Origin of the sequence: Paenibacillus sp. FSL R10-2771, assembly GCF_038000205.1 — a bacterium.
GTDB lineage: Bacteria > Bacillota > Bacilli > Paenibacillales > Paenibacillaceae > Paenibacillus_AQ > Paenibacillus_AQ phytohabitans.
Genome location: NZ_JBBOBM010000001.1, coordinates 3,270,398 through 3,292,125, shown reverse-complemented (window position 1 = coordinate 3,292,125; position 21,728 = coordinate 3,270,398). Strand labels below are relative to the sequence as shown.

Here is a 21,728-nt window from a genome sequence, read left to right as displayed (position 1 = left end):
TTTTACAGTTAATTCACTTTTATATTGTTTACTGTATTGACCCAAGTATAGATAGAATTGCTCTTGAAAGTTGAGAAGCTTTGAATATTACTGGAAGCATCTGCTGGATCAATATAGTATAAGTTCTGAGTGCTGGTATCAGTGTTATAGTAGTAACCTTTAATCAAAAAGGCATGACCAAGCGTTGCTCCCGTTTTACTCATAAATGCGAGAACATTAGAGTTACCATTGATGTTACTCGTTATATTGTCGTAAGTTGGCACAGTTACAAGTGCAGTCGAACTTACACCATATGCTGCAAGACCTTTTTGGGCATCGTATACAGATCCGGCAGTGTCCATGTATAATCCTTTAGCGGCTGTTACTATGTTATACTGAGTCGCATTGGATTTCCCTAAGTATTGTCCTGCCATACTGGATACGGCCGCCCAGCATAAATAGCCTCCCTGTTGTTTCTGGGCACTTACGTCATGAATGCTAATGCCAGAAGCGGCGTATACACTTGCTGTAAAAAGTGAAGCAGAGATAATCGAACAAAAAAATATTGAAAGCGATCTCAATTTTATTTTTTTCACTTTTCTCAAACCCTTCATAAGAATTGAGCTCTCGGCCGAAAGGACTATAGATGATATTATCATAAAATACTTTATATGGAAGTGTGGTAATTAAAGGATTTACCTTGAAAATCACAGATATCATTTTAAGAAACATAATCATTTCCGGTATCAATTAACGATTGATCATCAGACAGATACCCCCAACCGATTTGAACGGTAAATCAAGATACGGTAATATTTAATGTACATAATTTTAGAGTGGGCATGAACAACTTCACTGCCGATATCGCTGTGTAAAGGAGCATGTAATAGACATGGATTATACGCTGGAAGCAATTCTTGAAGAAATGAAAATGGAAATAGACAAGTGGCTCATCTATATCAGTGATAAAGAAGCAGAGAAAATTGTAAAACGGACCACCCTGCAGGCAGGCATTCACGGGTATGCTCTCCTCGAATATGCGGATGGCAGAGTGGATGTGACAGATAATTTGCTTGATTTAAACGAACCGGGTAAAAGCAAGCAGACTACCCCTGAGCAGCTGACAGAGGTACAAGTGCGGGAGCAGATCATCCCTGAGCTTGCTTCGTATATGCAGAACAAATTAAATGCATTGCCGCCGGCAGTCCTAGATTACCGGTTCAGGTTTGACGGGAAATTCAAGGTGAATGAAGGTGTTGTCCATGTGCACATTCTTGAATACGTAGATGAGGCGAAGAAGCAACAACTGCTGGAACAGATCCGCCTCTATACCTTAAACAAGCTAGATGCCGGCAAATATCCGACCAAGCCGCTGGAAACTTTTTTCCTGGCCCGGCATCTCCTGGATGAAGGACTGTATCCCGTCTTGGATTCCGGCAGAATCACCGCTGTGTATGACAAGATACAAGAGCTGAACAAGGGGAACAAGCATCTGGCTGAGCATCGCAATACTATCACCGTAGCACTCAGGAACTGGGTAGAAGATCATTGGTTGCCGCGTTATTTCGAGAACACAGGAACCCAGTGGCAGATGGGATTTACGAAGAGGAACGATGCTGTGCTGGAAAATGTCGGGCAAGAAACGGTTGGGCTCGTGATCTATGCTGCAGTTTGCATCCTTAAATTTGAGCCTTCCTACAGCAGAAGTACGGGGCTTGCCTTCCTGCAATGCGCGCTCGAACTCGGCAGTGTCCAGGCTGCACGGCTAATTAATTATGGCAGCGGTGCCTTTGCTGAAGAGGTTACGAGATTACGCAATGATCAGGTGGAATGTAGCGCTAATGATGTATTTGCCGAGGTACGCATCCGTATTAATCAGGAGTCAGAGGAGAGTTATGCGTTTGCGCTCCGGCATCTGACGAATCTGCTGAAGTCGGGCTTTCCAAAAAGCTATCAGATCAAGCTAACCTCCTCAGTTAAGCACTGGCTGCCGCTCAAAGGACTCGCCAAAACGGGCACGCACCGTTTCTTTGCGAATGCGCTTGAATACCCGAAGATACACCCGTTGCTTGAAGAATATGCCATCGCAGCGATGGAAACCTTCGAATGGTATACGGATGCAGAAGCGGAGAAATGCTGCATGCCGGGCAGCTATGCGGTCTTTGGACTGGGTCTCACAGATCAGGCATATTTCCCGCTGGTCCTTCAATATATGGAGAAGGTAGATGTTGAACATCAGTCTGTCCAGAATAGATTCACAGCTGCGTTAATCGAACAATACGGCATTAACAAAGAGATGCTTCCCGTGCTGTTGACGTGTATGCTGTACTGTACAGATTCATTAAAGCTGAAGATGACGCGAGAGTTGGAGAATGTGGGACTGCTTAGACTGCTGCTCGATCAGGTACACGGCCTGCATTACTACCAGGTGGAACATCTTGTCTACCTGATCTGGGGCGGGAAGAACAAGCTGCAGAAGCTTGCTGACAAAGCTGAGGGAGAGCAGAAGCAATACCTTGCCGGACTGATCCAAGCGGCCAATCGGAGCTGATACCACCACTGAAAGATAATATTAATTTAAAAATAATCATTGCAAAATAGTAATAAACCATCTATTGTGGACAAAGAAGCTCTTTGATATCTGTTTTATCGGGTCAAACAAGAAGTCCCAGGCTTCTTGCGTTATAATTGTAGACATTTCGAATCTATGAAGGAGGCTATTCATTATGGAGAAACAATATGTTGATGTGGCAATTATCGGCGGCGGACCGGCGGGTCTGAATGCCGCTTTGGTATTGGCGAGGGCGAAGAAAAAGGTAGCGGTGATTGATGAGGGGCGTCCACGCAATGCTGTAACTGGCGCGGTTCACGGGTTTATTACCCGTGATGGGATCACTCCGAAGGAGTTCCGGCGAATCGCACAAGAAGAGATTCTGGCCTATCCCACGGCATCATTCGTAGCGGATACAGTGATATCGATCGCAGGCACCAACGGTCAGTTTGAATTGAGCACGATGGAAGGACAAATGATAACAAGTAAAAAAATATTATTCGCTATCGGCATGAAGGATCAGCCGTTTTCTATTCCGGGCCTTAAGGAGGTATACGGAAAAAGTGCTTTCGTCTGCCCGTATTGTGACGGCTGGGAATTAAGGGATCAGCCGCTTGTCGTCATATCGAAGGGGACAGTCCTAATGCATTTCGCTCCGGTTGTTTCCGGATGGACAAGCCGGCTTACGGTTTGTACGAATGGTCCGGATGAACTGGCCGAGGCTCAGCGTCAGGAGTTCAAGCACAATGATATTCCCTTGTTCGATTCACCGATCCGGCATATCGACTCGAAGGATGGTATCGTTCAACAAGTTGTATTGGAAGACGGGACGGTGATTCCAGCCAGGGGAATCTTTTTCAAACCTGAGCTGGCGATGGGCTCTGACCTTCCACGCACCATCGGATGCGAATTCACAGAAACAGGAGTACTCGCCGTTAATGAATCCGGACAAACAAATATCCCGGGCATTTATAGCGCCGGGGATGCAGCATCTATGATGCATCAGGCAATTGCTTCGGCTTCGGCCGGCTCATTTGTGGCTGCAGTCATGAATAATGAGCTGAATACAGAAGCTTGGCGGAGAAATATCAAAGAAGTCCGGTAGCGGATTTAGCACCCAGTCCGAGCAACCACTGTACCAGATCAGGGGAGGCACTGCGCTGAGCAGCATCCAAGGGAGTGAGGCCGTCCCACACAGAAGGCCAGTTTATATCCGCCTTGTGGCCGAGCAGGTATTCGGCTGCGTGTCGTTGTCCGCCGTGGCAAGCGCACCAGAAAGCGACGTTCACCTCGTCCGGAGGCGATGAGTGTCCAGCTCCCCAAGGGTATTGCTGTGAGAGCGGGTCTCCGGCAAAATGAGCTTTCATAGCATCTACCAGACCCAACGCGGCTGCATGCCAGAGAGAAGCTTTGGCTCCACGCTCAATTAATCTATGTGCTGCCCGCCATTGCGCGAATGCCACTGCGTCGTCGAGCGGCGTTCCGCCGGCTATGACGGCACCGGAAGCCCCGATGTCAGCACCGGCATCGAGAAGGAGGTCAAGCACTTCGACATCATTGCAGCTTGCAGCCCAATGAAGCGGGGTCTCGCTGTGCGGTCCAGTAAACCGGGCATTCACCTCCGCACCGGCATCAATCAACAGTGCAATTGTCACTGTATTGTTAGGGAAATGTCCGGGCCAATCAGTTGCAATATGCAGCATAGAACGCAATTCTCCGTTCCTTACAATTCTTGAGGCGGCCAACCCGGGATTCTCTTCAAGCAGCAGCTTCAGCAACGGGATATCGCCGGAATGAATCGCAGTAATTACCGAAATACCCAGCGAATGGTCCTCTGGAATGTAAGCTATGTTCTTCTCATCACTCATGATTAGAATGCCTCCCGTTCATAGGTATATCGCGACGGACTCCTTCACTAATCATACTTCATATGTATAGCCAACTTCAAAAAGATACTTGTTATTCCCGTGCCGATGTTTTATATTGACATAACAGCAGGTCAAAAATAAAAGAGGTGGATGGACGAGATGACTCCACGCACGAAGGAACAAAATGAGGATATCCGGCTGCGCCGGCTGGCGCAGATCCGCAAAGCCGCAGCCGATGTGTTTTTGGATAAAGGACCATTACTGGAGATCCGCGATGTGGCCGCGCAGGCGGGACTCGGGTATGGTACGGTATATCACTATTACAGCAATAAAGGCGATTTGCTCAACGATCTGCTATGGGACGCACTGGACCGGGCCGGGGGATGGATGGGTGCCCAGCGGGAGGCACCGGGCATAATCCCATTGGAGGTCCTACGCGATTCGACTTCAATGCAGTCAACGGCGGGCAGACATATGGGGTTGGCTGCTGTGGCAGACACCGTGGGCACGGGAGCCCCGGATTCCTTAAGCGGCAGCGGTGAAACGGCCGGTGCCGTAGAGTTTGACCCCGCCACCGCCAGCATCTGGCTGCTGCAGCTTTGGGCGGAGGACCACTCCGTATACCTGCTTTATAAGCTGGCGGGTGAGGGTTTTGCCTCGCTGCCTGAAGGGCGTTCTTCCCCGCTCTCGAACGCTTTCCGCCAGGAGGTGCTCACGCCGTTTGCCGCACTGCTGGAAACCGGAAGCGCGGCGGAGGGGGCTGCCGCTTCCGGCGGAAACGCAGCGGAATCACCGGATAAGCTGCAGCGAGCGGAAATGCTGCTGGCCGCGATGACCGGGTGCGCCTCACTTTCGCTTCGCCGCGGGAAACTGCACGAGGAGGCCGGGGATATCGCCCGGCTTCTGAAATTCTAGCAAGCATAAGGAGCGAATAAACCAAAGATGATTATTCTAAAATCCCCCCGAGAAATCGAAGAAATGAAACAGGCGGGTCAAATCGTGGCGGATTGCTACCGCGCGGTGGCCAACCTGATCGAACCTGGGATCACCACTCAAGAAATCAATGACTTTGTAGCCAGGCACATTACCAAGCTGGGCGGCAAGCAGTTCACGAAAGGTTATAACGGGTTCCCCGCAGAAACCTGTATTTCGATTAACGATGTAGTGGCACACGGCATTCCTTCGAATCGGGCGGTCATGGACGGAGACTTGCTGAAGCTCGACATCGTCGCGGAATACGGCGGATGGTTCGGCGATTCGTGCGTGAGCTATGCGGTGGGCAACATCCGGCCGGAGGCGCAGCAATTAATGAAGGTGACGAAGGAATGTCTGGACCTGGGGATCGCCCGGGCGGTTCCCGGAGGCCGGCTCGGCGATATCACATCGGCGATTCAACAACACGCGGAAGCGAACGGTTATTCCGTTGTGCGTGATCTGCTGGCGCACGGGATCGGGCGGAGCCTGCACGAAGAGCCGAGCTATGAGCATATCGGCATCGCCGGCAAAGGCATCCGGTTAAAGGAAGGCATGGTATTTACCATCGAACCCATGATCAACGAAGGTACGTACCGCATCACGATTGACGATGATGAGTGGACGGCAAGAACAGCAGACGGCAAGCTGTCGGCGCAATATGAGCATACGATCGCAATCACGGCGGACGGACCGCTGATTCTGACTGCCCAGTAAGTGTTATTAGAACTTAATAACCGATTAACGTTAATCAGGGTGAACTTGTACTATGCCCAAAGAAACTACAGGAGAGTGTTATTATTTCAAAATACGTCGAAATCGGTTACCCGATTTATGCTGGAATGCCGGTTTTTCCAGGGCTGCCAGAAGTGAAATTAGATCCTCGTGAGCGCTTGAGTAAAGGAGACGAATGGAACGGAAGTGTATTAACCATTTATCTTCATGCGGGTACCCATGTTGATGCACCGTGGCATCATTTGAATAACGGTAAGGGCATAGATGCTGTTCCAATTGAAGACTTCATCTACAGAAGCCCGCTATTAATTGACTGCCCGCTGGGCGCTGACGGTTTCATTACAACCGCTATGCTTGAGGCGTACGAAGAGCTTCATGAAGCAGATATTCTAATCTTCAATACGGGCTATTGGAAATACAGGAATACGGATTTCGAGCAATACGCTAATCATTTTCCGGCCGTCTCTCCCGAAGCTGCTGAATACATCCGGACGAAGCTGCCAAACTGCAAAGCCGTAGCTATTGATACCTTAAGCATTGAAAATATGGCGGAAGCCAAAAGAACAGGATTTTTTGTCCACCATGCCTTTTTAGACCATGAGAAGTATAAAGAGCCGACGATGCTAATTTATGAAGATATTAATCCAGCGCCGTTAATTGATAAAAAACTCATTTCCGCCTTCGCGGCACCCCTTCGTATTAAAGACCATGACGCTTCGATTATTAATATCATTGTTGAAGTAGAAGCTTAAGATCGATTATGAAAAACTGGTGAAGCTTACTGCTAAAATAAAGACTGTATACTCGTAAATGAGTTGCAGTCTTTATTTTGTTTACCGAGGAACTTGGGATTCTCAAAACCGTTAAGTCTGAATATTAGTATATCAATCACTCAGCTTGTATTTATAGAGAGTTGACCAGACCAGACCAGACCCTAGCAACAGTAATTGTGGCAAATGGTTGAGTGATGAATGGCAGTAACGCAATGCAGACTGGTTTCAGCTGAACTGGTATTCAACGAAATATTTGAATGAAATAAAAAACCTGGCCCGGCAGGTTCTACCGGTCCTACCGGCATGACTGGAGTTACCAGCGTACCGGGTCACGAAGAGATGCAAATATGTAGATTACTTATACCGACTGACTGGTCTGAGGTGATGGGGACGACTGTGGAGCCTGGATGTCGAGGCTGCGCAGATGATGATTGGTCAGCCCGATGATCAGACAAACGGCGAACAAGGCAGCGGCAAGACCGAAGCATACTTCCACGCCGATTCTGTCAGCCAGAATACCTACTCCGCCATAGGTTAACGGGATGGAGATGTTAAAGGCCATGGAGCTGATGCTGTTGACACGCCCCCGAAGCGGAGACGGAACCAGCAGCTGGAACAAGGTGCTCATCGGGATCACCGTGACTGTTACGCCAAAGCCCAGGATCAAGTTGCCGAAGCAAGCCGGCCAGAGAGCGGAAGATAAGGCGATCACACACATGCCAAGGCCTTGAACCCCAAGGCCGCAGGAGAACCAGACACCAATTCTCCGGGGAGACCTGCTGCCGACGAACAGTCCGCCCAGAAGCAGCCCCACAGCTATAGCTGCATTGAAAATACCAAGCTCGCCGGAACCGCCTTCCAGCAGCTCACCGATCAGCATGGGGGGAAGCACATTGCTTGGCCCTAAGGCAATATTGCTGAGTGTACCGAGAAGGATAAGCACGAGCATGGCCGTTTGTCCCCGCAGCCATTGCCAGCCCTCGCCGATTTCCGCGAAGATGGACAAGCCGGTGGCGGCACGGGAATTCATCCCGGCCTTGCCGCGTTGCTTAATTTGCTGGATCAGAGCAAGCGAGATGATAAAGGTTACCGCATCCACAATCACAGCCCCTGAATTTCCGATAGAGGCCACCAATATTCCACCCGCAACTGTTCCGAGAATACGGGTGATTTGCAGGGAAACGGACAGCAGTGAATTGGCTGAGATGAGATAGGTTTTATCCGCGATGAGCTCAGGCAGGAAGGAGCTCTGCGAGGTAGCAAACAGATTGCCCATAATCGATAAGCCAACTGTGATCAGATAGATATGCAGCAGCTGAAGCTGCCCGGTGAGCATGAGTACAGCAAGGGTTACGGTGAGCAGAGCCTGAGCGGCATCGGCGATCTGCATCAGAATCTTTTTGTTCAAGCGGTCTACCCAGGCGCCAATGAATAAACCGAGTATCATTTCCGGCAGGAACTTGGCGACAATGACCAGCCCCACCTGGAGCGAGGAGCCGGTCATCGAGTACACGAGCCAGCTGATGGCCAGATTGTATAAGGAATCCCCGAAGACGGAGCTGGCACGGGCCAGCCATAGATAGCGGAAATCGGCATTATGTTTTAACAGGAGTCTGTAATTAGGTTTGCTGGTTGCGGGGTTCAAGGAATAGCACACCTCCTTCATAAAGCGATCTTCAAGCTTCTGCTGCCGGTAACCGTTTCAGCCGCAGAAACCGGTTCGAGATACAGTGTTGCCATAGCTCAGTATGGAACTCATGCTGTGCCGATTGCTGCAGCAGCTCTGTCAAACTTAAGCCAGGCACGAAATTCCGCAAAAACTCGATCATGGGTACAGGAAACGGAAAAAGAGTGCCATCCCGCCGGACGAACAGCTGCTGCTCTTTGGGCTGCGGGTAACTGGAGCAATCCGGGTTCCATTGCCCGAGAAGTTCTGTTATATTTTGCGCGGTGACTGCCTTACCTTCGCATTCGGATCTGTCAAGGATGTTATCCAGGTTCTTTTTGTTAAAAAGCTTGTGGACCGGAAGGTAATAATGTCCCTCTAGAAGGTGTCCGTTTAATTCCAAAATTGAGTTCTCGTTAGCTGCCGTCTGAGTTGTCCCCCTGATGACCTGGAGGACCTTGTTCCCAAACCGGTCGTGATAGAACATCGAATGCGCAGTATCCACTCCCCCCACCCAGGGACGGTCAAAAAGGTTGCTTCTGAGGGATGCTTTGGCCTCTGTCAGCTCCTTCGGTCCCCAACGGGAAGTGTTGGCAAGCAAGTGCGTTTGCTCACTGTAAAACAGCCTCCAGGCGACATCTTCGCCCTCAAAAGGCCGGAGATCCTGAATGCCGAAGCGCTCCGGTTCTTTGGCAATAATGGCACCTTTGGTTAACACGAACTGGCCAAGCCCGCCAAAAGTCCAGTGCCTGCTGTTATGCTGCAAAAAATCAACTGAACTCAGGGCATCGTCAACCGTTTCCGTAGGAAATCCGGTAAATCCCATAATTTGTACGCCGATGCCGGCTTCGCTGAACATTTGGATTGTTTCCTGCAGCCGGTCCACCTTGGTTCCTTTATTAATCAGATTCAATATCCGCTGGTTGCCGGATTCAAATCCGACCGAGATGGCGGTACATCCGCTTTGCTGAAGCAACGCGCAGCGTTCCGGTGTCCAGTATTCCTCTAACCGGATCTCCGCTCCCCAGCGGATGTCGAGTCCTTCTTCCAGAATCGCTGCTGCCAGCTTAAGCAGCAGGGCCGGAGATAACACGTCCACTGAGAAGTAGATATATTTGTAGGTGACGGCGAGCGTCCTCAAATCTTCCATAATCTTATCCAGCGGGAATTGCCGCCAGGGACTGGTAGGAGAATCGGTATTGAGGCCGTAATCACAAAAGGTGCACCGGTTCCAATAACATCCCCGTGAAGGAGAATAGTAAATGAACGGAAAGGGGGATAAGTATTTCTCCCAGGGCAGCTTGCTGTACTCCGGCACCGGAAAGGAGCAGATATCTTCGTATTTGATCTCCAGAGCGGAGGCACCATGCACCGCCTGGTACCGGGGATGCAGTGCAATATTCGGTGACGCAGGCAGCGGCTTATGGTGCTTCAATGCCTGGAGGATAGAGACCAGTGCACTTTCACCTTCGCCGATAATGCAGGCATCTGCAGAGTCAAATACAGCATAGAAATCGCTTTTGTTCAAAATATATTTCCAGTAATCTGAGACGGCAGTCCCGCCAAATATAATCCGGGTTTCCGGGCAGCTCTCCCGGATGTGCTGCGCCATGCTGAGCGCGAAAGGAAGCTGGGCGACATAGGTGATGCTGATCCCGACGAGGGAATAACCGCCAGTGATGATGCCGGGAATCAATTCGTTCCTGAAATAGTCGGTGAAAGGTCCGGAGATCACTCCGGTAATTCGGGTATCGCGCATATCCAGGGAGTTAAATACATTGAAGAATCCGCTGGTGGCTAAGCTGAACCCTCTGAACTGCCCCGGGAAGCCCTTTAGAGATAAGGCATCCATCCAGAGCATTACAGTCTCAACGGCGCTGGTATACAGCCTGTAGTCAAAAAATTCTGTTTCATCACGGAAAGTATGCAGCGCGGCTGGCAGCGCCCCGGCAAAATTCATGCCTTGTACTTTGAGCGCGTAATAAAGCTCCATCTGTTCAATGGGCGTAGGTTGTTCCAGTGCCTGAAGCTGCGCGGTCCGTTCATTTATATATTGCATTGTTCTTCCGATTTGCCCAGGCGTTACGGTATACAGCCAAGAGTCTATATTACTATCAATAATATCAATATCTTCAAAGCCGAATTGCCGCGCATAGCCCGCCAAGCAACATAGGCTGTGATAACCTGAAGTAGGATCGCTGACCGGAGGGTATATTAGCGCAGTTTTTACCATTCCAAAACCTCCATTATGAAGAGAATTCCTCCTCATTGGAAGATTCAATGAGGAGGATGGGCTGCGGAGAGTTACTTAGTGAATGTTATTGACGTTGTTCTGGCGTGTAACATCGTTATCAGATGCTTCGGTAACTTCCAAAATCGCTGCAAGCAGCTCTTTTTCTTCCTTTTTCATGTAAATTCACCTCCTTTAGCTAATTAAAGAGATTATATGCTATAAAATACCATTAGACCTATGAGTTAGCAGATTGACGATGAAATTAATTACAGATAAACTATTAAATTGGGTATTTCTGTGTAAAATCGCTCAAGCCTAAATGAATACTCACTCTGCTGTTACGGGAAGAATGTATGCAAGAGAATGTCTGGAAGGAGTGAGCGCTAGATGAAAGTTGCAATCATGGGGGCAGGAATATCGGGGCTTGCCTGTGCCATTACACTTGAGAAGCATGGAATAGAACCCGTAATTTTTGAGAGCCGCAGTATGATTGGAGACCGGTTTGTGAATGCCGAAGTGCTGCTCTCCATGTTCACCCGTCCCGTTAACGACAGTATCGCTTACTTATCGGAGCAATACGGTATATATCTTCATCCGGCTGCCGGCATTTCAAAGTTTACATTTTATTCGAAGCATGAGCAGGCTATTCTGGAAGGGCAGCTAGGCTTCACGAACATTCGTGGAAGACATAAGAATTCTTATGAAGCACAGCTGGGGAGGCAGGTTAAGTCAAAAATCCATTATAGATCTGACAAAACATATGAGGAACTGCTGGCAGACTATACGCATGTGGTGCTTGCAACGGGGGACAGCGATTACTCGAAGAAAACCCGCAATTTCAGGGAAGATCTGACGGTTTCGGTCAAAGGAGCAACGGTTGAGGGCCAATTCGATCCGTATGAGGTTAAGGCTTGGCTGGATTACGACCTCGCACCTTTCGGATACGGATACCTGATTCCATTCTCGGAGAAAGAGGCTAACCTTGTCATTGCCATTCCTGATCTCCCTGAGATGAATACCGGTATAGAAACTCTATGGGAGCGTTATTATCTCAAGGTACAAGCGGAACTCCAGCAAGCGCTGCCCATCACAGACCAATTCCAAATCACCGGTTACCCCCTAGGGGTATGTCACTCCGGCAGGATCGGCAATACATTTTATGTCGGTAATTGCTTTGGGGCAATGATGCCGTTCATGGGGTTCGGACAGCATGCCTCCTGGATGACAGGGATTTATGCCGCCCGGGATTTATGCGGTTTGGGTAATTATGAGGAGCTTACCAAGCCGATCAGAGAGAGTTATGAGAACTCAATTGTTCTGCGCAGGACGATGGAGCATCTCTCGGATGAGATCCTGGATCTAATTATCCGTAATCTCGACAGCTACTTGGGCAAAAAATTGCTAACAAGCCCAAACCTTAATCCTTTAAAAATAGCAAGTTATCTGCTTCGTCCCTATATTAAGCTGAAGAGCTAACTTTTTGGCTTAAGAGCTTCAATAAATCGTTCCTCAGCTGCACAATTTCCCTGTTTGCACTATCCGCGTAATCCGGCAGCAGCATATCCCGTACCATATTAGTCCGCAGCCATAGCATAAAGAAAAAATCCAAAATCAGGTTTGGGCATAAAAGCATAAATTTAAATACAGATGGATGAATAGCAACACCAGCATTTTGGATGGCCCTTAAATACGTTTTTAAGGTGACTGTTATTTGGTGTGCCGTTTGTCTGGTTCTGACTGTTTTTTCGTCAATAATCTTATGGTCAGAGTGTAAACTACTAAGCAATGCAATGTCCGATACGGAATGTGTTATGAGATAAGCTCTCATATCCTTATTCATTTTGTAAGGAAGCTTTGCTGTTTTAAATAATTGTGCGAGGTTTTCTACACGTTCTGTCACTGAACCGTTGATTTCTCCAAATGTAGTAGCGAATAGCATCTTTGGCGGAAACCGGGCATACAAAATCCCCTCTTTAATCTGTCCGCCAGCCCCGGGAAAAGCCGGTAAAAGTCTGTCTCCCACAATATCCAGCCACGAAGCAAATCCAATTGAATTATTAGTCATGGTAACAATATTTTTGCTTTGATTTTCTTTGAGTGCTAACAACGCGGATTCGGCTTGATCGTAACGAACGGTTACCAAAATAAAATCATATACATCATCATTTTCAAGCTTATCGATGACTTTTACCTGTACCGCTTTAACGGCACCTTTCTCATTATATTGCAGGCCTTTCTCTTTCAAGGCTGTAAACCGGTTAGAACGTGCAAACAGAGTAACATCCACCCCCGCTTCCAAGAATTTGATTGCATACGCGCTCCCTATAACACCTGCACCAAAAATCAAAATTCTTTTTTGTTTTACTGGCATAATAATTCCCCCTATTATTTTAACATTCCGGTATTGACTATCCAACAACGTGTTGTATGATGTGATCATAAATCTTTAGTCTTCCCTCATCAACCATCAGTTTTTCAGGATGTGTCGGATGATAATCTTGTCTGCGAAGGAGTATGGAATGAAAAAACAGCCCGAAATCACGGAAAAAACAAGACAAAATTTCATAGATGTTTTTTGTGAGCTGTATAGCCAAAAGCCGATTGAAAAAATCTCGGTGCAAGAGATTGCGAAGAAGTCGGGATATAACCGCAGCACCTTTTATCAATACTTCACTGATATTTACGAATTGTTGGACTCTGTTGAGAATGATTTGTTGAATTACATCAAAGAAGAGTTGGCGAATAAAAAGCTGGCTGCCTATACTGTTCAGGATGCGCTTCATTGTCTGGAAAACCAGGAATATCTCTCGGTCCTCAAGGCCCTCCTGGGTGATTATGGCAGTATCCATTTTATTGAACGCTTGAAAAGAGAAATGATCCTGGATAGATTGGATTTAAACGTTCCGCACAACGATTCCTTAAAGCCATACCTGATTGAGTTTCAGATCTCAACCTCACTTTCTCTGCTTCGTCTATGGCTTCAGCGGGAAAAGGATTTACCGCCGGAAGAATTCCACAGGTTAGTGGACAACCTATATACTGCGGGGGTAACGGCCTATTCTCAGAACTGAAACCATGCCGATTTCTCAGCATTATTCGACTTGTTCAAATTTTAATAGCGCTTACATTAGGATATTCATAGGGTCCTTCGCTCCCCGTCATTATAATGAAGGTGCAATTACCTTAAAGATGAGGTGAGGTGGGGTTAATAATGAAGAGGAAGTCCGTTGTGTCATTGCTGCTTGTCTGGATGCTGATTGTCGCAGTCGTTCCGTCTTATGCAGGTGCAGATCCGGTACCGGGTCCGGTTAGTATTGTGCTGGGAGAGACGAATACAGAGAATGGAATAACGGCCTGGAACGGGGACGGTCCGGGAGGGGTCATCAAAGAGACGGTCCAGGGCAAATCCGGCTGGCGGACAGACCCGGCCGGGGGCGGGAAATATATTTACCTGAACGTGTCGGATGCCTTCATCCATGGCGGAACTAATGCGGTGACGGTCACATTCGAATATTATGATATGGCCGGCAGCGCAGACAACATCTTCGGATTCTCCTACGACTCCGTATCAAGTGCATGGGATTATAACGTACCTAAGACGTATCTGACAGGCAGCAACACCTGGAAGACCGTCACCTACACCTTAAAGGACGCTAACTTTGCGAATAGGGAGAATGGGGCTGATCTCCGGATTGACACCTCTGTCCCTGTCCTGTTCGGGAGCATCACTGTCGCGAAGAGTGCGGTAACTTCTGCAGCAACGGGGCTTCAGGCAGTTCCGGCTGCCGTAAGTCTGCCCATCGGATCAACCCGTACGATTGCTGCCGCTGTACTGGACCAGAACGGGTTCCTGATGAACAAGCTGACCCTCAGCTACACCAGCAGCAACGCTGCCATCGCCAAGGTTGACAGCACCGGCAAGATCACGGCCATGCAGCTGGGAAGCGCCGTTGTCACAGCGAAGTACGGCACCCTCACCACGAACATTCCCGTGACTGTAACCAAGGTGACCGGACCTGTAAGCGTTATCATGGGATCGGTTACACAGGAGAACGGATTGACGCCGTTTGCCGGAGATTCGAATGCTAAGACGATCCAGACTTACAATGGCATTACCGGCTGGCAGACGAATCCTGCCGCCAGCGCGCATTATATCTATTTCAAGGTAACCGATAATTACATTTATGGCGGCAAAAACACGGTCAAGGTAACGGTAGACTACTACGACAGCGCCGTGAGCGGAGAGAAAGGCTTCAAGCTTGCCTATGATTCATCACAGACGCAGTACGCTTACACCGACTTGACCGTACTGACCGGCAGCAATACCTGGAAGCAGGCGACTTACATCATCGAGGATGCCCAGTTCAGCAACCGTCTGAATAATGGCTCCGACTTCCGGATTGAGACCAGTATACCGGTCTGCTTCGCCAAGGTAACCGCTGAACTCATCCCCACCGTGTCGATGCGCGGGGCACAAGTCAAGACAGGCAGTGTTTTCAAGGAGACGGAAGCATCGGGCGTCAACCTGGTTTTTGACAATCAGTTCGAATCCGGCAGGGCCCTGCATGTGAAGTACAGTCTTCTTGACTATTCGAATATCACGGTGGATGAAGGTGAGTTCGATGTCAGCCTGAATCCGGAGCAGAAGGGCTTCATCAAGCCGCTGAATTTCGGTATTCTGAACAAAGGGACGTATACCATATCCGTAGACGCCGCCAGTGCAGATGGGACGATTCAGCTTCATGAAGACCTGCATCTCGGAACAATCACCGATCTGACGGGTAAACCTGTCCAATCGTTCCTGGGCATGAACACCCATTTCAGCAAAGCCTATGGAGGCTCAGATATCCGGCTTCCGCTGGCTGTCCAGGCGGGCGCTGTATCGATCCGGGATGGCTACAATCCGGGCAACCCAACGACTTACATTGATAACGCAGCCGCAAACGGATTAAGCACATTCATCGTGACAAGCACAGATCCTGTTGTCATAGAACAGACGGTGACAAGTCTGCAGGGCAAGGTGAACGCTTTTGAAATCGGCAATGAACTCAGTACCCAGCTGACACCCGCGCAATATCTGGCGATTCTGCAGAACGCGTATACGATTATCAAAGGCGTGAATCCAAGCCTCAAGGTAGTCGGCGGTGTCACCTTGAACTATGATGAGCCTTGGCTGAAGCAGCTGGTCGATCTTGGGGCCACGCAATATCTGGATGTGATGTCCTTCCATGTGTACCCTTCCTACAATCCTGAACAAGGGGAGACGCTTGCTGAATTTCAGGATCTGGACAGTTATATTAAAGCTTATCAGAGTAGTCATGGGCTCACCAAGGATATTGAATTATGGCTGACCGAGATTGGCTGGCCGACAATGGATCAGAAATGGGGAGGGGTAACGGAGCTTGATTCGGCTTCTTATGCGGTTCAATTGTATGTAGCCAATCTGGCGAATAATAAGCTGATCGATCGAATTTACTGGTACGATTTCCTGAACGACTGTACCGACAGCACCTTCTATGAATGCAGCCAAGGTGTGCTGTACGTCGATAATTCGCCGAAACCTTCGTTCGTCGGGTTCAATGCCGTCTCGGAGCTGCTGGGCGGAGCCGCCTTCGTTCAGGCTTACAGTCTGACGGACAATGATGTAAGAGCCTATAAGTTCCACCGTGCGTCCGACAACCAGGATATCACTGTAATCTGGTCAAACACCGATAAGCAGATTGGTCTGCATACGGGTACCGCCGAGGTAGAGCTGAGAGATCTATTCGGTAATGCCCGTTCCTTCGATACGATCGGAGGCACGACGACATTCACGGCTTCGCAGGAACCCGTCTACATCGTCGGCAATCTCGCCGCGGCTCCAGTGCTGGATACGCCGACCTTTCAGGCGGACACTTCTGCTATAACGGCGGCACCGGGGGAAGAAGTTCAGATACAGGTCACGCGGGCAGGCGGGGCAGAATCGCTCTCTGGAACTTACAGTCTGGCCCTTCCGGCCGGCTGGCAGCTGGTATCAGGAAGCTCCTTCAGTGCGGGATCGCCAACGGACACTTTAACCGTCAGAGCCCCGGGATCCCCCTCCACCGGCAGCGCACGCATCTACCCGACCGGTGCGTCCGGCGAACAGTACGGCAGTCTGACGCTGGAAGTTCTCATGAAGGAAGCTGACGCTGTGCATGTCTCTCCGGTCGTGAACGCAGCCGGAGACGGCTGGGATCTGGCGGTCACGATTGACAACCAGAATGCACTCGGGCCAATGGATGGGGGAACAGTCACCGGGCTGGAACCCTCAGATATGGCCGGAACGCTACCTTTTGCGCCTGTTGCGCCTCATTCGAGTACAACTCTTGTCATTCCGGCTCCGTCGCTAAGCAAGGACGTTCCATTGTCTGTCAAGATCAAGGTAGACCGGGATGACGGGTTCTCGCAGCTCATCGAACGGAATATCAGCGCTCTGACAGCGGTCAAGTCGAACCAGCCTATTACGATAGACGGAGTTATCGGTGCAGCGGAGTGGAGCCACGCGGAGTCATTCGTATTGGATCAGGCCTCGCAGGTCCGGCTCATGACGGATTGGGGAGGATTAGAAGATCTAAGTGCCACCGCCTATACCAAGTGGGACGCAGAGCAGCTCTACCTGGCGGTTCAGGTGACAGATAATACCCATATTAACAACAATCCTCCGGGCGATGCCTGGAAGGGAGATTCCATCCAGTTCGCAATCGATCCGGGCCGTCCCGTCGAGCCGGGTAAACTGGGCTGGAGTGAGAACATCGTCGCCTTGAATCCGGAGACACAAGCAATCATGAAAAGAGGCGGCATCGGCGGCAATAACCTGCAGAATTCATCCGTCGCGATCCACCGGGAAGGCACCCAAACCGTCTACGAGCTGGCGGTTAAATGGTCAGATGTGCTTCCCGCCGGAATAACGCCGTCTGCGGCGAACTCCATCGGGTTCTCTCTGCTCGTGAATGATAATGACGGAACAGGCAGACGGGGATGGATGGAGTATATGAGCGGGATCGGCTTCAGCAAGAATCCGGATCTCTTCGGGGATCTAATCTTAACAGACCGGACGAAGCTTGGAGCAGACCTCCCCGGACCGGCTTCGATTGCGGTCGATCAGACCGAAGTCCACATGCCTGTCGGGGGGACGGTTTCTGTAACGGCTGCAGTCTATGATCAGAATAACACGGTCATGAGCGGTGTCCAGGTTGCCTGGTCGAGCAGCAATCCGGCAGTAGCTGCCGTCGATGCGGCAGGGGTGATTACCGGGGTGTCGGCCGGAACATCTGTGGTCCAAGCCACGTATGAGGGCTTAACCGCAAATGTGGCGGTGAATGTTGAGGCAGTCACCTTGATCTCCGACGGATTCAGCGGAAGCAACGGAAGCGTGATTTCCGGAAGAGCACCGGACACGGCTAATCTTCCAGGAGGGACTTGGTCGCTGGCAAGCTTCCCTTCGAACGGCAATTTCTCCGCTTATGTGAATAACAGCCAGGGAAATCCGTTGCCGCAGGCACAGATCAATGCGGCCGGCAATTCCCGGGGCGCAATGGCCATTCCAATCGTCAGCTCCGGAGCCTACCAGAAGCCGGGGAAGATGCGCATCGAGGCGGATCTCTCCTTCCCGGTGAAAGCTACCGAGTATGTGGGACTCGGATTCTACGCCGCACTTCCCTCACAGAGCAGCGGCGAGCTTGCCGAGACTTATTTTACCGGCCTGAGCATCGACAACCGGACGGGCGCCATCACGCTTAAGGTGAACGGGCAATCTGCCGGGTCCGAGATTGCGTATACCGGAACCTGGAATCCGGAGAGCGGCTTCCTGCATCTGGCCTATACGGTAGATACCTCCAGGGGCGCGATCTCAAATATAACCTTTACGGGGAGTACCAGCAATTACAGCTTCCAGACAGACGGATTTAACGGAAACGCCACTGCTTATGCGGCCGTCCTGATCGGGTCGACTTCCCAGCGGGATCACCGCGTGTATCTGGATAATTTCAAAATTAGCGGTTTATAGAACCAAGCAGGACAACAGCGGTGCGGGGAGTAGTCTCCGTACCGCTGTTTGGCATGGCCGTTTAAATTTTCATAGCGAGGAAGTACAGATATTCTATTCCCGCTCTTAGCGAAACTCTATACAATTACGCTGAGTCTACCGAAGAAACGACAAGGGGAGTGCCGCAATGAATAACATTGTACATGTCATATCCCATACGCATTGGGACCGGGAATGGTATATGCCGTTTGAAAAGCATCACGTGAGACTGGTCGCTTTGATGGATGAATTGCTGGACGTGCTGGAACGGGACGCGGAATTCCGCAGCTTCCATCTCGACGGGCAGACGATCATCCTGGACGATTATTTACAAGTGCGTCCTGATCGCAGGGAAGAGCTTGAGCAGCGTATAAGAGAGGGCCGTATCCTGATCGGCCCTTGGTATATCCTGCAGGATGAGTTCCTGACCAGTCCGGAAGCCAATGTGCGGAACCTGCTGGCCGGCTGGCAGGCCGCGAAGCCCTATGGCCGCTGGACGAGGATCGGTTATTTCCCTGATTCCTTCGGAAATATCGGGCAGGCGCCGCAGCTGATCGCGCAAGCGGGCATGACAGCGGCGGTATTCGGTAGAGGGGTGAAGCCGACAGGCTTCAATAATTACACCCGGCAATCAGGCAGCTACGAATCGCCTTTTTCCGAGATGTACTGGGAGTCGCCTGACGGCACGAAAGTCCTGGGCATCTTATTCGCGAACTGGTACAACAACGGGATGGAGATACCGGTCCGGAACGAAGAGGCTACGGCCTATTGGGACGAACGCATAGCAGCGGCCGGGCAGTATGCATCGACACCTCACCTGCTGCTCATGAACGGCTGCGACCATCAGCCGGTCCAGGCCGATCTGTCCGCAGCGCTTGCGGCCGCACGCCGGTTATATCCGGATACCCGGTTCGTACATTCTGACTTCGAATCCTATATCGAACAGGTCCGGGCTGCGGCACCGCAGAAGCTTAACATCATCCAAGGAGAACTGCGCAGCTTACGCAGTGACGGCTGGTATACACTAGTCAACACGGCTTCAAGCCGGATTCATCTGAAGCGGCAGAATGCCCTGGGCCAATCAGAGCTGGAGCGTGTTGCAGAGCCGCTTGCAGCCTTCGCTTACCTGCAGGGGGATGCCTACCCGCATCACTTGCTTGCTTATGCGTGGAAGACGCTGATGCAGAATCATCCTCACGACAGCATCTGCGGCTGCAGTGTTGATGAGGTTCACCGGGAGATGGTAACACGGTTCGACAAAAGTCTTCAGGTGGCGGAATCGATCGCCCTGGACAGCGCGGAGGCTCTGGCGGGCAGGGTGGATACCTCTTGCTTCGCAGCATACGGTAACGCCTTGCCGTTCGTCGTATTCAACACGTCCGGCTGGCCCAAGCACGGTGTCGTCACGGTGGAACTGGAGACCCAGCGGTTGTATCTGGCTGAAGGCAAGCCGGCTGAGCTGAAGCAAAGACTCAGCAGCCTGCCCTTCCGGCCGGGATACGTCATTACGGATTCGGGCGACAACCTTGAAGCGCAGGTGGAGGACCTCGGCGTCCGCTTCGGCTACAAGCTGCCGAAGGACCGGTTCCGCGAGCCTTATTACGCCCGTATCATCCGCTTGATCTTCTTAGCCGGCCAAATTCCGGCTCTCGGATACCGGACATTCGCCTGGGCAACGGATACGCTGCCAGCTGCATCTTTCCCGCCGTCTTCGCTGGTTACAGGTCCGCGATCAATGGAGAATGAATGGATTCGGGTGGATATTGCAGATAACGGAACGTTCACTTTGCTGGATAAGGCATCGCAGACAACCTATCCCGGACTAGGCTATTTCGAGGATACGGGCGATATCGGCAATGAATACGTATATACCGCACCGCAGGGACATTCTGCGCTGACGACGGAAGACAGCCAGGTGTCTTCCTGCGAACTGGTGGAGAATTGGGCCGGTGCAGCCACGTTCGAAATCGTTCACCGGTGGGCTGTTCCGGCAGAAGCGGATTCGCTGCTGCAGGAAGAGATCGATGCGATGGTTCCGTTCATGGATCGGCAAGCCCAGCGCGGCAAGCGTGAGATTCCGCTCATCCTCAGGATGAAGGTGACGCTGGAGCGGGAAGCGAGAAGCTTGAAGCTATCGGTCCATTACGACAATCAGGCGAAGGATCACCGGCTGCGTATCTGCTTCCCGGCCGGCATTCAGGCGGACAGCCATTACGCGGAGTCAGTCTTCGAGATTGCGGAGCGCAGTAATATACCCGATCCCGAATGGGTCAATCCGAGCTACTGCCATCCTCAGCAATCATTCTCCGGCATCGATTCCGTGGAGGCCGGTCTGATGGCGGCTGCCCTTGGGCTGCACGAGTATGAAGTGCTGCAGGACGGCCGTAACACGCTTGCCGTCACGCTGCTTCGGGCCGTGGGCGAATTAGGGGACTGGGGCGTGTTCCGCACGCCGGAGGCACAGTGCCTGGGAACGCATACGGCCCAGCTCAGCCTAATTCCGTATTCGGGTAAGCCGTTCCGGACTGAAGCGGCGGCGGAAGCCTATCGCCAGTCGGTTCCCTTTACGGTAATTCCAACCGGGTTGAAATCCGGAGAACTTCCCCCTACCCATTCTTGGCTGCAATGGGAGGGAGACGGATTGTTACTAACCTCGTTCAAGGTTTCGGAAGAAACCGGCGATCTCGCCGTCCGCTGGTTCAATGCCTCTATGCAGCCTGCGGTCCTATTGCTGGATGCACCTCCGGGAGGCGGGGGCGTATGGAACAAAAGCAACATTATGGAGGAACGTCTGCATAGGCTGACCCAAGGGCAGGATGGACGGGTTCGGTTGCCGGTCCGGCCTGCCGAAATTGTGACGGCGGTTTATGAGAGAGAAGGTCAGGAAGGACTCCCTTTAGCGTAATA

14 protein-coding genes are annotated in these 21,728 nt (G+C 50.8%); 9 read left to right on the top strand and 5 right to left on the bottom strand.

Going from position 1 to position 21,728, the window contains the following annotated elements; all coding sequences use genetic code 11:
- Positions 1–8 precede the first annotated feature (8 nt).
- Positions 9–593: a papain-like cysteine protease family protein gene (locus tag NSU14_RS14060; protein ID WP_076245900.1), complete on the bottom strand. Its 585-nt coding sequence runs from the start codon at positions 591–593 to the stop codon at positions 9–11.
- Positions 594–871: 278 nt separating this feature from the next.
- Here NSU14_RS14060 and NSU14_RS14055 point away from each other — a divergent pair, with 278 nt between their 5' ends.
- Together NSU14_RS14055 and NSU14_RS14050 are read left to right on the top strand one after the other, a co-directional pair.
- On the top strand, positions 872–2,530 hold the full coding sequence (locus tag NSU14_RS14055) for a DUF6138 family protein (protein ID WP_076245903.1): 1,659 nt from the start codon (positions 872–874) through the stop codon (positions 2,528–2,530).
- Between the two features lie 175 nt (positions 2,531–2,705).
- On the top strand, positions 2,706–3,635 hold the full coding sequence (locus tag NSU14_RS14050) for an NAD(P)/FAD-dependent oxidoreductase (RefSeq protein WP_340945614.1): 930 nt from the start codon (positions 2,706–2,708) through the stop codon (positions 3,633–3,635).
- Here the strand turns inward: NSU14_RS14050 and NSU14_RS14045 are convergent.
- Positions 3,619–4,398: an ankyrin repeat domain-containing protein gene (locus NSU14_RS14045; protein ID WP_340945611.1), complete on the bottom strand. Its 780-nt coding sequence runs from the start codon at positions 4,396–4,398 to the stop codon at positions 3,619–3,621. The genes NSU14_RS14050 and NSU14_RS14045 overlap by 17 nt on opposite strands.
- Positions 4,399–4,557: 159 nt before the next feature.
- Here NSU14_RS14045 and NSU14_RS14040 point away from each other — a divergent pair, with 159 nt between their 5' ends.
- From NSU14_RS14040 to NSU14_RS14030, 3 genes are read left to right on the top strand one after another with little or no spacing between them, the layout of a single operon-like run.
- On the top strand, positions 4,558–5,313 hold the full coding sequence (locus NSU14_RS14040; RefSeq protein ID WP_340945608.1) for a TetR/AcrR family transcriptional regulator: 756 nt from the start codon (positions 4,558–4,560) through the stop codon (positions 5,311–5,313).
- A gap of 27 nt (positions 5,314–5,340) precedes the next feature.
- Positions 5,341–6,087 carry a type I methionyl aminopeptidase gene (gene map, locus NSU14_RS14035; RefSeq protein ID WP_340945606.1) on the top strand — a complete coding sequence of 249 codons (747 nt, stop codon included), beginning with the start codon at positions 5,341–5,343 and terminating at the stop codon, positions 6,085–6,087.
- Positions 6,088–6,110: 23 nt separating this feature from the next.
- The gene (locus tag NSU14_RS14030; RefSeq protein WP_340948943.1) at positions 6,111–6,857 is read left to right on the top strand and encodes a cyclase family protein; all 747 of its coding nucleotides are present in this window, start codon (positions 6,111–6,113) and stop codon (positions 6,855–6,857) included.
- Positions 6,858–7,236: 379 nt separating this feature from the next.
- Here NSU14_RS14030 and NSU14_RS14025 read toward each other — a convergent pair whose 3' ends face one another.
- On the bottom strand, positions 7,237–8,523 hold the full coding sequence (locus NSU14_RS14025) for an MFS transporter (protein ID WP_336100366.1): 1,287 nt from the start codon (positions 8,521–8,523) through the stop codon (positions 7,237–7,239).
- A 31-nt stretch (positions 8,524–8,554) separates the two neighbouring features.
- Positions 8,555–10,603 (bottom strand): B12-binding domain-containing radical SAM protein, encoded by a 2,049-nt coding sequence (locus tag NSU14_RS14020; RefSeq protein ID WP_336100364.1) that lies wholly within the window; start codon positions 10,601–10,603, stop codon positions 8,555–8,557.
- A gap of 561 nt (positions 10,604–11,164) precedes the next feature.
- Between NSU14_RS14020 and NSU14_RS14015 the strand changes: the two genes are divergently transcribed.
- Positions 11,165–12,253 carry an NAD(P)/FAD-dependent oxidoreductase gene (locus NSU14_RS14015; RefSeq protein WP_340945602.1) on the top strand — a complete coding sequence of 363 codons (1,089 nt, stop codon included), beginning with the start codon at positions 11,165–11,167 and terminating at the stop codon, positions 12,251–12,253.
- Here the strand turns inward: NSU14_RS14015 and NSU14_RS14010 are convergent.
- Positions 12,237–13,148, bottom strand: a complete 912-nt coding sequence (locus tag NSU14_RS14010; protein WP_340945598.1) for a ketopantoate reductase family protein — start codon at positions 13,146–13,148, stop codon at positions 12,237–12,239. The genes NSU14_RS14015 and NSU14_RS14010 overlap by 17 nt on opposite strands.
- Positions 13,149–13,296: 148 nt before the next feature.
- Between NSU14_RS14010 and NSU14_RS14005 the strand changes: the two genes are divergently transcribed.
- The 3 genes from NSU14_RS14005 (at position 13,297) to NSU14_RS13995 (ending at position 21,726) form a co-directional block, all read left to right on the top strand.
- Positions 13,297–13,848 (top strand): TetR/AcrR family transcriptional regulator, encoded by a 552-nt coding sequence (locus NSU14_RS14005; RefSeq protein ID WP_171719593.1) that lies wholly within the window; start codon positions 13,297–13,299, stop codon positions 13,846–13,848.
- Positions 13,849–13,988: 140 nt separating this feature from the next.
- Positions 13,989–18,803, top strand: coding sequence for a sugar-binding protein (locus NSU14_RS14000; RefSeq protein ID WP_340945593.1), 4,815 nt, complete (start codon positions 13,989–13,991; stop codon positions 18,801–18,803).
- A 166-nt stretch (positions 18,804–18,969) separates the two neighbouring features.
- Positions 18,970–21,726, top strand: coding sequence for an alpha-mannosidase (locus tag NSU14_RS13995; RefSeq protein WP_340945591.1), 2,757 nt, complete (start codon positions 18,970–18,972; stop codon positions 21,724–21,726).
- Positions 21,727–21,728: the final 2 nt, after the last annotated feature.